This is a genomic window from Brenneria roseae subsp. americana (assembly GCF_003115815.1).
In the GTDB taxonomy this organism is placed as follows: Bacteria; Pseudomonadota; Gammaproteobacteria; order Enterobacterales; family Enterobacteriaceae; genus Brenneria; species Brenneria roseae.
This window is the reverse complement of sequence record NZ_QDKJ01000016.1, coordinates 21,832-34,898: the sequence shown is the minus strand read 5'-3', so window position 1 is coordinate 34,898 and position 13,067 is coordinate 21,832. Positions and strand designations below refer to the sequence as shown.

Genomic DNA, 13,067 nt, shown 5'->3' with positions numbered 1-13,067 from the left:
AGGCGTCTCATTCTGTATTTAAATAAAAAACGGATACTGATATCGCTGTATTAATCTGCCTCTGGTTATTTTCAGCGCGAGTTTATTGGAAGAATCGCTCGCCAAAGCGAAAATCGCTTTCTGGAATCTTGAAAACTTTATAGTAACGAACAAAGACGACTATCGCGGTAATAAAAGCAATAAGCGCAAACAGCACATCCAGTAATATGATGTATTGCAGTCCGATATTTGACAGATAGCCGGTAATCAGAGGAATAACGAAGTTTGCTAATCCCCCCATCATCATATAAACGCTGGTGACTTTGGCTTTGCTTTTCGGGAAGAACTCGGACATGACAGAAACGCCAAGTTGTAATATCCCGCCGGCGGCGGAAAAACCAATGACGAACGCCCCGACGTTACAGACCAGCGGAGAGGGATAAAGATAGATAATGGCGGCGGTAATCACCGATAATCCGGTATTAAATACGTTGGCCCAGACCGGACGAACCATACTTTTGAGCAAAAAGGCGAAGAGGAATACGCACACCAACGAACCCAGACTATAGTAGGAGATGGTTTGCAATGCCTCGGCTTCCTCCATGCCGGCAAAGGCCATCGCGTATTTCGGCATCCAGACCACGATCACATAGAATGTTGAAAATGCGGCGACGCCAAACACCACAGAGGCCACGCCTTCCAGCCATGCCAGAGGCTTACTGCTCATTTGAGGCAATTCCCTGGCAATATCGGCATCAACAGTCTGACTGGGAAACTTGCTCTTGATCACCAGTAGCGTGACAAAAAGAAACAGCACGCCCGGGATGATCATGGCGTAGCCATACCACAGGTGGCTCACCAGCAGGTAGCTGACTAACATGGGATAGAACATCTGTCCGAAAGAAATCGTCGCCTTAAGCAGGATCACGGCAGACCCCGATGTCTTGGGATAACACTCCATCAACGCCGGATAACCGCCCGTGTCTAATGCCGCATTCGCCGCACCGACGCAGAAGGCCAGAATAAACGCAACGATTAGATTAGGGCTGACGAGAATGCCAAAGAAGAACAGAACATATAACGCTATGCCCAGAAAAATAACAGAGCGTCTGCCGAATTTGTCAGAGATGATGCCGAAGAACAGGATGCAGACCAGCCTTCCCAGGCCTATTCCTGAAATCACGTAAGCAATCCCGGCATTATCAGTGTTAAACTTTTCTGCCAAGTGGGTCATATTCTGCGCCAGGGTAATAACACTGATGCCATGAAGAAAATAGCTCAGATATATACCTATGGCGGCTAATAAAAATGGCGCATTGAAGGCCTTATGCTGGCTCATGCTTTTCTCCGTTTATTGTTAATATTTTCATTACATCGATTGTGCAAGCCGTCTTACTTCTTTTTTCTATTTTTTAGTTACGTCGAACTTACATACGTCATAAAACATTAATAAACTATTACCTGTATTTAATGTATATAACGGCGACAACGATTAACACGTAATATAAAGTTTTTGTTTTCAATTTTATTGCAAAGTGCAGGAATGGGATCGTGCGATCCTTGTTGATGAGTTGTTTTTTATTTTACAAAATGAATACATCTAGTGGGATAAAGCGGAAGCAAATCGGTATCGCTGTACAATTTTTTAATTTTGAGAGGTAGTTAAAATTTATTTAATCTGCATAGAGAGAAATGATATAGCATGTTTTTCAAAAGGCGCTCTCTTATAAGAAAGTAGCCTGCTTACTGTGAGCTAACCGACATTACCAAAAGATAAACTGACCGGAACAAAACGACGCTCATGAGTAACGATGAACCCCGCGTCTGCTTATTGCGGTAATCAATTAACAATCTGTTTACTCCATTCACTTTCCCGGAAGGGCAAAAAGAGCATGTTATATTGCACAACACCATAATAATTTTGCACATCGCCCATCTGACGATGGGCGATGACGTTATTATGTCTGCTGCTGTAAACGATCACGCGACTGCGGCAAGACGCCCACCACCGCCATGTAATGTGACTTGACCAGCGGCACATACTGCCTGTTTGCAGTAATTTGGATAGTTTGTCACTGCCACGAGAAACTGAATGAATTTAAAACAATTACACTATTTTAAGCGCCTGGCGGAAAAGCAGCACTACACGGAGGCAGCATCGAGTCTGTTTATCGCCCAGCCTTCACTAAGCCATGCCATATCCGAGCTTGAAAAAGAGTTGGGAGTGACGCTATTTGAAAAATCTGGCAGGAATGTGCGGATAACGCAGTGCGGAAAAATATTTTTACCCTATGTGGAAAACGCGTTGCTTGAGCTGGAAAACGGTCGCCTTGCGCTACGCCAAATGAGCGGCTCTCAAAATGACACCATCAGCCTGGCGTTTATTTACACCATGGGAGAAACGGTTGTTCCACAGTTGATCGACCGTTTTATTCATATCCCCGGCAATGAAAATAAACGCTTTTGTTTTTACCAGGGAACGACCTCATCGATTGTTCAGGATTTGAAAGCAGGCAAGTTCGATCTGGCTATCTGTTCCCATGTGCCGGAAGAACCGGAAGTCGAGTTTATCCCGTTAATCAGTCAGGAGCTGGTGCTGGTGACTTCCCGCAATCATCCATTGGCGCAACGTCATGAAAGTGAAATTGCTCTGGAGGATACCATTGCTTATCCGTTCATCTTTTTTTCGCAAAAGAGCGGCTTACGCCAGTTCATCGACAAGATGTTCATGCAGAAAAAACTGATCCCTGAAATCGCTTGTTATGTCGAAGAAGATACGGCGATGGTTGGACTGGTGAGCATTAATTACGGTATCGCAATTATGCCGCGGATCAGTACGCTTTCCCACTCCAACGTTCACGTCATGCATATCAGGGATCCCGGCCCAACCCGCTATATCTATCTGGCGACCCGTAAAGATCAGACGCTGTCATCCGCCGCCCAGGCGTTTAAGAAATTTATCTTCAGTTCCTGCCAAATGATGCCGTTCAGGTAATGCGGTCATTCCGCGTCATACCTGAATCTGATTCATCTTTATCGTACAGCGACGCGCCTTTATGCTGCGATAGCCAATAAACAGCGCCGTCAGGAAACCGGCGGCCGCAAGGCCGGTATCAAACCACATAATGCTGGCGATACTGGTCTGCGAAAGTTTGGCGGTGATCAACGGGATCGTGAATGTAGCCAGACTGCCCGCGCTATAAAAAATGGCGGTGGCCTTCCCTTTGGCATGAGGGAAACGCATTGCCATCAGCGTCAGGCCCAGCTGCATAACGCCGCCTGCGGCAGAAAAGCCAATCACAAAGGCAAAAACAATCACGGTCGTCACCGTGGGATGCAAACACACGGTCAACAACGCGATGAAGGATACAAACGTATAGAGCATCAGCAGCGTGGTCGAACTAACCGTTTTCTTCACCAGACCGGCCGTGATCAGGACGCACAGCAAAGAGCCCGCGGTATAAATACTCAGTAGCTTGATCGACATCGTATAAGGCATCCCCACCACAAACTGCCCGTACTGCGCCAGCCACTGGCTGATGAGATAGAACGTGGCCATGGAAATGTAGCCATAAAATGTAAAGCTGGCGAGGTCTAACATCGAGCACGACTGATCTTTGGACACGGGCGGTTCATTATCGACATTCGGTACCGCCGCTACTCTGGCAGGATAGTGATGAGGAGGGAAAGGACATCTGAACAGGTAGATCCCGTTCAGAAACATCATGCCGGCGGCGATCAGAAACGACCAGCCGAACCAGACGTCGAGCCAGACCAATACGCTGATTATCATCGGTAAAATGAACTGACCGCCGGAAACAAACGCCTTGATGAGGATATTGGCCGTACTGGGGGTATTAGGAAACGCCTCCATTAATGTCGGATAGGTGCCGGAGTCGAGGAAGCTATTTGACATGCCCGCCAGAAAACCGAAACAGTAGGCGATGGCGATGCTTTGCGTACTAAGAATGCCCAGAAAGAACCCCAGATAGCAGATCATTCCCAGATAGACAAAGGGCTTCCGGCCAAAACGATCGGAAAGCATGCCGGCCACCAGCAGAATACTCAGCCGGCCAATCCCCAATGAAGAAATAACGACCGATACGCCGGCAGCGTCAGTCTGCCACTGTTGCTGTAGATGGGGCATATTCAAACTGATCAATATGACGCCCATGCCGTGAACCAGATAATTGATATACAGCCCGACAGATGTTGGTATGTAATTGTTTTTCATATAAAACCTTTTCAGAAAAGGATCTTTTAATAGAGTCGGTTGGTATTTCCTTTCCTGCTCTGATTTCAAAAAGCCTGGCCCCTTGGCACGGCATTATGTACACCTTGTTGAAAAGCCGGCAGATTCAATATGGCAAATCAAATAACACTGATGGAATAGATTATTAATGTATTCCCGATGCTAACAATTCCCATCAAAAATAAATAATTCATTTTTTAAAAGTAATTCATAGATTGCTTCTATAGACAAATCTTATAAAGATGGTTTCTATTCATTACCTTTTTATGATGGCATTGCATTTACTTCTCCCTCAATACGTTAATAACGCACTTGCAACATGTATGAGAGAGAGTTAACAAAGAGGCACGCTTTGCAATATTAGCTTATCAATATGATCGCAATATTAAATGTACCATCTATGCATAAAAAAAATAAGCGTGCCACCGATACTCAACATCTTAAGACATGATTATTTTTTTAAATTTGTGAGAAAGGATACATATTATTAATTTTTATGACGTGGGTCACGCTATAAAACGGAGAGGATAAATCGCCCCGATCTACCGATACGACGCTCCGGCAATCGAGGACGTGATCTGCCTGTCATAATGTTCATGCCTGAGAATGAACTTATTCCGTTAACGGCGGTATCGCCATGGCGTCGTTAGCGGCATCTTTTAGCAAAGTGTGATAAATGGCATCTATTTCTTGTGCGACCCGCTCTTTTTCGTTATTCGCATCAATCACAAAGTGGGCCGTTTCCTGATAGAGCGGATCGCGCGTTTTGATAATGCCGGTAATCTCCTCGGTAATCGACAACCCTGTCAGGGAAGGACGTTGACTCACGGCCGGATTCGACTTCAATCGGTTAACCACCGTCTCGGCAGAGGTTGAGAGATAAAAAACGATACCTTTATTTTTCATATGATTACGATTTTCCTGCGATATCACCATGCCGCCTCCCGTGGCAATGATGCAGCCAGCGAGCGTGACCTCTTTCAATATCTGGCCTTCAATCATCCGAAAGTTATCCCACCCCTGCTCATCGACAATTTGCGCGATCGTCTTGTTGGTTTTTTTCTGGACGACTTCATCTGTATCGATGAAATCCAGTTTCAAATGGGCTGCCAAAATCTTTCCTACCGTTGTTTTACCTGACGCTCGAGGACCGACAAGTATGATGGTATTGATCATGAATTCATCCTTTTCGCACAATCGTTCCAGATTATGAGAATAGAGTTCGGTCGCCACGGATTGATATATCTTCCACTCTAAATAATCCCCCTCGGTATAGACGGAACGAAACGCATCATAGTCGGGGAAAAAACGCATGGTGTTATTCCCGATTCGGTTATTTATTTTTTCAATGATGGCATTGATCCTTTCTTTTCGCTTTTTGTTCATCAATGTCAGGGTTTCAATCACCGAGGGAGGAATGTCTTGTTCACCCTTTTCCCATCGCTGCCACATTTCCGTATTTTTATCACCTGCAATATAATTTGCCGCTTCATCGATACTCATAAAAAAAAGCTGACGTAGAGCCTGTAGTTCCAAATGGTTCATAATACGATGACTCCAAGAATGATTTGGATGAATATGACTAAATAGCATTCTGGTTCCCCTGGCGGTATGATCATTATCACAATAATGTGGAATGGCCCGGCGGTGATAAGAAATTCATGATTGCCGCTTTAAAAGGGAAATCGGAAAGCATAAAGATGTTTGGATTGGGGAAAGGGAAATACTCTCTCTCGAATTGACATACCATGAAAGTAATACGTAAGAAGGCATCAACGCTAATCTCATTTCTTTTCGGCGCCTGACATACGCTCAAGCCGCAGTCCTGTAATCCCGCCGCAACCTGCCCAGGTAAACGGCGGGGGACAAACAGACCGGGCGCATTACCTATTCCGATAGGTCAGTACCATATTTTCCAACGCCCTTAACGCCAGCGCGACATCCTCCGTCATCACCGACTCATCAGGATGATGGCTGACGCCTTTCCGACAGCGCACAAACAGCATGGCGACCGGCCAGCGTTCGGCGATGGCGATGGCGTCATGTCCGGCTCCGCTCGGCAACAGCAGGTTACGACCCTGAACCTGAACCACGGCCTCGCTCAAACGCTGTTGCAATACTGGATCACAGCGGGTCGCCGCGATCCGATAATATTCCTCCGCCTCAAACTGGCACCCGCGCTGGCAGGCAATCTCATTTGCCAAAACCAACAGGCGTTGCAATAACGTATCCAGCGCTGCATCTTCCGGGCCGCGAATGTCCAACGTTAATCTCACTTCTCCGGGGATCACATTGGCAGCGCCCGGCAAACACTGTAACGTCCCGAAAGTCGCAACCAGATAAGGATCGCTTTCTTTAGTCAGCGTTTCTGCCTGCACCATCCAGCTTGCCGCCGCCGCCAACGCATCCCGACGCTGCGCCATCGGCACGGTTCCCGCATGTCCGGCCAATCCCTTAAAGGCGCAGTTCAGCCGCCGGGCGCCGTTAATCGCGGTCACGACGCCTAACGCCAGATCTTCCTGCTCCAGACAAGGCCCCTGCTCAATATGCAGTTCCAGATAGGCGACGATATCGCTTACCGGGCGCGCCGCCTGCGCAATCGCTGTGCAATCCAACCCTGCGGCATCCAACGCCTGCGCAACGGTGATGCCTTGACTATCCTGACAACCCAGCCAGTTATCCGGCCAGGTGCCCGTCAGACCACGGCTACCCAGCAAAGTAATGCCAAATCGGGTACCCTCTTCATCACCAAATCCGACAATTTCCAGCGCCACCGGCAGGCGAATCTGCTGTTGATGCAGAAAACGCACGGTTTCAATGGCGGTTAACACCCCGAGCATACCGTCATACCGCCCGGCATTACGCACCGTATCAAGATGCGACCCCATCAGCAGCGCAGGCGCATTCGGCTGAAGCCCTTCATAACGACCACAAATGTTGCCGACGCTGTCTTGCCAGACATGCATGCCGGCCTCACGCATCCACGCGCCCACCAGCGCATTGGCCCGCAGATGCTCCGCGGACAGATACACCCGGGTAAGCTGATCGGCGGTTTCACTGATTTCCGCCAGCGCGTCGCAACGCGACATAATCCGTTCCGCCGCGGTAAAGGCAACGGACTCCGACATCAGGGCATGACTCATGCACGCCCCTCATCGCCGGCATAGCAATCCCAGGCAGCCTGCAATGCCGCGCCCTGAACAGAGCGGAAGCCCAGACGGTTCAGCACCGCTTCCAGTGCGCTCAGCGTTTGCATCACGCAATCTTTACGGGCGTTATAGCCCATCGTGCCAATACGCCAGATTTTTCCCTGTAGCGGCCCAAATGAGGTGCCGATTTCAATTGCAAAGTCATCCAGTAACATTTTGCGAACCTGTTCGCCGTGGATCCCGTCGGGGATCACCACGCCCAGTACGTTATTCATCTTGTGATTGAGATCGCCAAAGGTGTGCAGCCCCATTCCCTGAATACCGGCAACCAGCGCTTTACCGTGCAATTCGTGACGGGCAATGCATTGATCCAGCCCTTCTTCCAGAATAATGCGGGCGCATTCGCGAGCGGCGAACAGCATACTGGTGGCTTCCGTGTGGTGGTTCAGACGCTCCGGTCCCCAGTAGTCCATCACCATGCCGAGATCGAAATAGTTGGAATAGATCATTTCTTCATCGCCATCCTGATGGACATCGGTTCGAATTCCCTGTTCGACGCATTTGCGACGGCGGATCGCCGCTTCCATCTGCGGACTGAGCGTAATGGGCGAACTGCCAGACGGCCCGCCCAGACATTTCTGTAGCCCGGCCGATACCGCATCCAGTCCCCAGGCATCCGTTTCCAGCACGTTTCCGCCAAACGAGGCGGTGGCATCGGTATAAAACAGCACACCATGACGACGGCAGATATCGCCCAGTTCCGCCAGCGGTTGCAGCATCGTGGTGGACGTATCGCCCTGAACCGTCAGCAAGATGCGCGGGCGGACTGCCTTAATCGCATCTTCTATCTGACCGGGGCTGAAAACCTCACCCCATGGCACCTCGATGGTATGCACATCGGCGCGGCAACGACGGGCGATTTCACATAGCAGATGACCAAAACGCCCAAACACCGGCACCAAGACTTTGTCACCGGGACGGATGGCCGACAGCAGAACCGCTTCAATCCCGGCCCGCGACGTGCCATCCACCAGCATCGTCCAGCGGTTATTGCTGCGGAACAGCTGACGGTAAAGCGCCATCACCTGATTCATATAGTCGGTCATCGCCGGGTCGTACTGACCAATCAACTGACTGGCCATCGCCCGTAACACGCGCGGATCGGCGTTGATGGGGCCCGGCCCCATCAACAGGCGATGAGGGGGATTGATCTGGGTGAACAGTTCATTGTTCATTATGGTTTGCTCCAAACTCTTTACATTACTGATTAGCTGATGAGATCATTTCGTGCGCGATTAAAATCAATATTTCTCTGTAAACACATGAACGCGCCCGACATAGGGCAGCTCAAACGCCGCTTGCCCTATGAACCCAGGCTGGTGGCTGAAACCATGCCGGGAAAAACCAAAACAGAGAAATAATCCAACCACCTGAGATTTAAGCCTCAGAAAGCCCGCGTACTGAGGCGATAAACTGCTTAAGCTCAGCGGTCTGTGGGTTGGCGAATAGCGTCTTACTGTCGCCCTGCTCCCAGACTTTGCCCTGATGCATAAACACCACCCGATCGCCGACTTCCCGGGCAAAGTTCATTTCATGGGTGACCAGAATCAGCGTCATGCCTTCCGCGGCAAGCTGTTCCAGAACTTTCAGCACTTCGCCCACCAGTTCAGGATCCAGCGCGGAGGTGATTTCATCGCACAGTAAAACTTTCGGATTCATCGCCAGCGCCCGCGCAATCGCCACGCGCTGCTGCTGACCGCCGGACAGATTGGCTGGGTAATAGTTTATCCGATCGCCCAGCCCCACTTTGTTCAACACCTGCTCGCCCAGTTCGCGGCATTCCGCCTCGCTTTTCTTCAGCACGCGGCGCGGCGCCAGCATCACGTTTTCCAGCGCCGTCATATGCGGGAACAGATTGAAATTCTGGAACACCATGCCTACGGAGCGGCTGATCTCACGCGCCTGCGAATCGCGGTCCGTCACCGTCATGCCGCCCAGTTTGATACTGCCTTCCTGATATCCCTCCAGGCCGTTCATACAGCGCAGCAAGGTGCTTTTGCCAGAACCGCTGCGGCCGATAATCGAAATGACTTCGCCCATTTCAATATCCAGATCGACCCCTTTCAGGACATGGTTGTGACCGTAATACTTCTGTACCTGATTAATGGTGATGAGCGGCATTGAATTTCTTCTCCAGATAGCGGCTGTAATAGGAAAGCGGGTAACACATCAGGAAATAGCCGAGCGCCACCAGACCAAAAACCTTGAAGGGCTGGTAAGTCACGTTATTCAACATGGTTCCCGCCTTCGTCAGCTCGATAAAACCGATAATGGACGCCAGTGCCGTGCCTTTAATCACCTGTACAGAAAACCCCACCGTTGGCGCGATGGCGATACGCATCGCCTGTGGCGCAATCACCCGATAGAGCGTTTGTCCAAAGTTCAATCCCAGACAGCGCGACGCTTCCCATTGCCCTTTCGGCAACGCTTCCACACTCCCGCACCAGATATCCACCAGAAAGGCGCTGGTAAATAATGTCAGCGCCAGCGCGGCAGCCGTCCACGGGCTGACATCGATACCGAACAACGCCAGACCGAAAAACGCGAGAAACAATTGCATCAGCAGCGGCGTGCCCTGAAACAGCTCGGAATAAACCCGGATAAGCCGCGTCGGCCATTTGCGCCGGGTCAGCCGCAGCAGCATCAGCGGGAACGTCACCACCGCACCGCCAATAAACGCCGTCAGCGACAGCAAAAGCGTCCAGCGCGCCGCCAGCAGCAAATTGCGGACAATATCCCAGTCAGTGAATGTCATCATCGTTGCGGAGTCCCCAGAAAGCGCCGGCCCGCCAGCAGTAACAGTTGCCGCATCAGGATGGACAGCGCCAGATAACACAGCGTGGTCACCAGATACACCTCAAAACTTAAAAAAGTCCGTGACTGAATCAGGTTGGCGGCAAAGGTCAGCTCCTCATAGGAGACCTGTGATACCACCGACGATCCCAGCATCACGATGATGCACTGGCTCACCAGCGCCGGATAAATCCGCTGCAATGACGGTGGCAGAATGACCCGTAAAAATGTCTGGCTGCGCGTCAACCCAAGTACCCGGGCGGCTTCCCACTGGCCTTTGGGCGTCACCTGAATACCTGCCCGGATGATTTCCGTGCTGTAGGCGCCCAGGTTAATCAGCATCGCCAGTAACGCGGCCTCGCCGGCGGTCAACTTCCACCCCAGGCTCGGCAAACCAAACACGATAAAAAACAGTTGCACCACAAACGGCGTGTTCCGTATCAATTCAACATAGATACCCCACAGTTTGCCCGGCAGGGTGGGCTTGCCACTACGCAACGCCGCACCACAGATACCGATAGCAATACCGCCGATGGTTGCCATCGCCGTCAGCTCAATGGTCACCCACAACCCCGCCAGCAGTTCCGGCCAGAACGGCCACAGCGCGGTAAAATTAAGCTGATAGGTCATGGCGCCCTCCCTTATGCCTTGATGCTGTCTGGCAACGGCGCTTTCAGCCATTTTTCTGACAGGTTATTGAGCGTGTCGTCTTTCAACGCCTGCTCAATCAACGCATCGACTTTGGCTTTCAGAGCGGATTCATCCTTTTTCAGACCGATGTAGCATGGGGAATCTTTCAGCATGAACTTCGCGACCGGCGCCTTCGCGGGATTCTGTTCGGCAATGGCCGCCACCACCAGATTACCGGTCGCGATATATTCCACCTGACCAGACAGGTAGGCGGACAGCGTGGTGTTGTTATCTTCGTAGCGCTTAATTTGCGCATCTTTCGGTGCAATCTCCGTTAACACCATGTCTTCCACCGCGCCGCGCGTGACGCCAACGCTTTTATCCTTCAGCGTTTCCGGCGTACTGACTTCACCGGCCGCCGGACCAAACACGCCAAGGAAAAACGGCGCATAGGCCCGGCTGAAGTCGATCACTTTTTCCCGCTCAGCATTTTTGCCCAGGCTGGAAATCACCAGATCCACTTTGTTGGTTTGCAGATAAGGCACCCGGTTGGCGCTGGTTACGGGCACCAGCTGCAACTTTAGTTTCATCTCTTGCGCCAGATAGCGCGCGATATCGATGTCATAGCCCTGTGGCTGAAGATCCGTTCCCACAGAACCAAATGGCGGGAAATCCTGTGGTACGGCGACCCGCAGCACCCCGCGTTTTTCAATATCCTGCAATTGGTCAGCCATTACGCTGCCCGCCTGCGCCATTAACAACACCGCGCCTGCCATTGCCAGTAAACGTTTTTTGATGCTCAGCTTTTTGATCAACATCGTGTCTGCCCCCAGTTAAGTGATATTGAAACGAAAGATTCTTTAAAAGCAAATATTGAAACTATCGTTGCAAAATAAAGCAAGGAACATGCCAGTATCAAAATGCCGTGGAGGTATAGGTAAGTTCAGCCCTTTTTACGCCAGAGACAGACCATCCATGACTTCATTTTTCTTCTTGAATCATGAAATAAAAGACAAAAGAAAGCAGGCGATCAACCCGGTATCTGAGAGGCCGGCCTTTGCAGCCATAGCACAAAAACCGAACCAAAAGAGTGCAAAGGCACCATTACTGTGCCCCGTTATCGCTGTTCCAGCTCATCCAGTTCAATATAGAGATCGGCAATATGATGAATTCGCTGACGTCCATCACGCAGCATTTCATGCAGTAATGCGTTACTGAGCAGATTCACCAGACTCATGGCGGAGGCATAGCTATCAAAGGCGGACACGCTGTCCAGCGGCGCGCACAGAGACCAGTTTGCCAGCGGTAGAAGCGCATTGGCCTGCGGCTCACAGAGCAAAAGGGTCGGGATCTGACGTTGATGCAACTGCGCCAGCAAAGGCTGGATAAGCCGCGGACGGCGTCGGAACGCCACCACCACCGCCAAATCCTGCGCGTTTAAGTCCACCAACTCTTCCGCTAGCGTTTGTCCCGGCTGAGCCAGCAGCATGACCTGCTGACGGATCTGCACCAGTTGCTGACGCAGGTGCAGCGCCACCGGATAGCTGTTGCGCAAACCGACAATACACAGACGCTTAGCCTGCATCATCGACTCAATCACCGCCCCAAACCGTACCGGATCAATTTGATGCATCCATTGCGTCAGATTCGCCATTTCCTGCTTGTAATGTCGGGCCAGCAAGGTATTCCCCTGTACCGCATCGCGGTTATCCGCCAGCGGCATGCCACTCTGACGTAGCGTGCGCAGTTCCTCACGCATTTCACGGTAGCTGGGGTAGCCAAGCCGTTTGAACAAACGGCTCACGGTAGCCTTGGAGACCCCGCTGAGCCGCGCCAGTTCGGCGCTGTTATAGCTAATCAAATCATCAAAGTGATCAAAAATAAAATCAGCAACGCGTTGCTCCTGAGGAGAAAGTTCGCTGTAACGGCCTCGCAGCCGTTCGTCAATCTGTTTCATGCCCCTATCCCTTATTGCCGCCCGTCCGCTACGGGATCAGTCTGCAACTTTTGTTTCATTTTCGCCATTTGTTTCATCGCAACATAACACAGCTAAGCTATTTTTATCCCCATAGGCATTGGTGATGAAAAAACTGGAACAGCGTTTGCTTAAAAGCACTACTGCGTTGGTACGGGCATGCCGTTGAAACAGCAAGGGTGGAACGGCCCGTCACGATGCATAACAAAAACGGCGATAACCGAAAATG

At 50.7% G+C, this 13,067-nt stretch carries 10 protein-coding genes and 2 pseudogenes; 1 reads left to right on the top strand and 11 read right to left on the bottom strand.

What is annotated here, in order from left to right:
* Positions 1-82: 82 nt before the first annotated feature.
* Positions 83-1,318: an MFS transporter gene (locus B4923_RS17800; protein WP_109055712.1), complete on the bottom strand. Its 1,236-nt coding sequence runs from the start codon at positions 1,316-1,318 to the stop codon at positions 83-85.
* Between the two features lie 753 nt (positions 1,319-2,071).
* Here B4923_RS17800 and B4923_RS17795 point away from each other — a divergent pair.
* Entirely contained in the window at positions 2,072-2,974 is a 903-nt protein-coding gene (locus tag B4923_RS17795; protein WP_109055711.1) for a LysR family transcriptional regulator, read from the top strand.
* Between the two features lie 15 nt (positions 2,975-2,989).
* Here B4923_RS17795 and B4923_RS17790 read toward each other — a convergent pair whose 3' ends face one another.
* From B4923_RS17790 to B4923_RS17745, 10 genes and pseudogenes are all read right to left on the bottom strand, one after another.
* Positions 2,990-4,213 (bottom strand): MFS transporter, encoded by a 1,224-nt coding sequence (locus B4923_RS17790; protein ID WP_109055710.1) that lies wholly within the window; start codon positions 4,211-4,213, stop codon positions 2,990-2,992.
* Positions 4,214-4,843: 630 nt separating this feature from the next.
* Positions 4,844-5,395: pseudogene (aroL, locus tag B4923_RS17785) on the bottom strand (shikimate kinase AroL); the annotation flags it as partial.
* Between the two features lie 27 nt (positions 5,396-5,422).
* Positions 5,423-5,776, bottom strand: a pseudogene (locus B4923_RS17780) (YdiL family protein); the annotation flags it as partial.
* A 338-nt stretch (positions 5,777-6,114) separates the two neighbouring features.
* Entirely contained in the window at positions 6,115-7,374 is a 1,260-nt protein-coding gene (gene hpxK / locus B4923_RS17775; protein WP_109055709.1) for an allantoate amidohydrolase, read from the bottom strand.
* Positions 7,371-8,615 carry a pyridoxal-phosphate-dependent aminotransferase family protein gene (locus tag B4923_RS17770; RefSeq protein ID WP_109055708.1) on the bottom strand — a complete coding sequence of 415 codons (1,245 nt, stop codon included), beginning with the start codon at positions 8,613-8,615 and terminating at the stop codon, positions 7,371-7,373. The genes hpxK and B4923_RS17770 overlap by 4 nt, the downstream gene beginning before the upstream one ends.
* Before the next feature lie 202 nt (positions 8,616-8,817).
* Positions 8,818-9,561, bottom strand: a complete 744-nt coding sequence (locus B4923_RS17765) for an amino acid ABC transporter ATP-binding protein (protein ID WP_109055707.1) — start codon at positions 9,559-9,561, stop codon at positions 8,818-8,820.
* Positions 9,542-10,195 carry an amino acid ABC transporter permease gene (locus tag B4923_RS17760; protein ID WP_109055787.1) on the bottom strand — a complete coding sequence of 218 codons (654 nt, stop codon included), beginning with the start codon at positions 10,193-10,195 and terminating at the stop codon, positions 9,542-9,544. Before B4923_RS17760 ends, B4923_RS17765 begins: the two co-directional genes overlap by 20 nt.
* Positions 10,195-10,863, bottom strand: a complete 669-nt coding sequence (locus B4923_RS17755; protein ID WP_109055706.1) for an amino acid ABC transporter permease — start codon at positions 10,861-10,863, stop codon at positions 10,195-10,197. Before B4923_RS17755 ends, B4923_RS17760 begins: the two co-directional genes overlap by 1 nt.
* Before the next feature lie 11 nt (positions 10,864-10,874).
* Positions 10,875-11,660 carry a transporter substrate-binding domain-containing protein gene (locus B4923_RS17750; protein WP_170116089.1) on the bottom strand — a complete coding sequence of 262 codons (786 nt, stop codon included), beginning with the start codon at positions 11,658-11,660 and terminating at the stop codon, positions 10,875-10,877.
* 320 nt (positions 11,661-11,980) lie between these two features.
* Complete coding sequence (locus B4923_RS17745; protein WP_109055704.1) at positions 11,981-12,820, bottom strand: MurR/RpiR family transcriptional regulator; 840 nt, start codon at positions 12,818-12,820, stop codon at positions 11,981-11,983.
* Positions 12,821-13,067 lie beyond the last annotated feature (247 nt).

Bases quoted from the DNA above. Each gene is read 5' to 3' on its own strand.
- B4923_RS17800 (WP_109055712.1), bottom strand. From the start codon at position 1,318: ATGAGCCAGCATAAGGCCTTCAATGCGCCATTTTTATTAGCCGCCATA.
- B4923_RS17795 (WP_109055711.1), top strand. From the start codon at position 2,072: ATGAATTTAAAACAATTACACTATTTTAAGCGCCTGGCGGAAAAGCAG.
- B4923_RS17790 (WP_109055710.1), bottom strand. From the start codon at position 4,213: ATGAAAAACAATTACATACCAACATCTGTCGGGCTGTATATCAATTAT.
- hpxK (WP_109055709.1), bottom strand. From the start codon at position 7,374: ATGAGTCATGCCCTGATGTCGGAGTCCGTTGCCTTTACCGCGGCGGAA.
- B4923_RS17770 (WP_109055708.1), bottom strand. From the start codon at position 8,615: ATGAACAATGAACTGTTCACCCAGATCAATCCCCCTCATCGCCTGTTG.
- B4923_RS17765 (WP_109055707.1), bottom strand. From the start codon at position 9,561: ATGCCGCTCATCACCATTAATCAGGTACAGAAGTATTACGGTCACAAC.
- B4923_RS17760 (WP_109055787.1), bottom strand. From the start codon at position 10,195: ATGACATTCACTGACTGGGATATTGTCCGCAATTTGCTGCTGGCGGCG.
- B4923_RS17755 (WP_109055706.1), bottom strand. From the start codon at position 10,863: ATGACCTATCAGCTTAATTTTACCGCGCTGTGGCCGTTCTGGCCGGAA.
- B4923_RS17745 (WP_109055704.1), bottom strand. From the start codon at position 12,820: ATGAAACAGATTGACGAACGGCTGCGAGGCCGTTACAGCGAACTTTCT.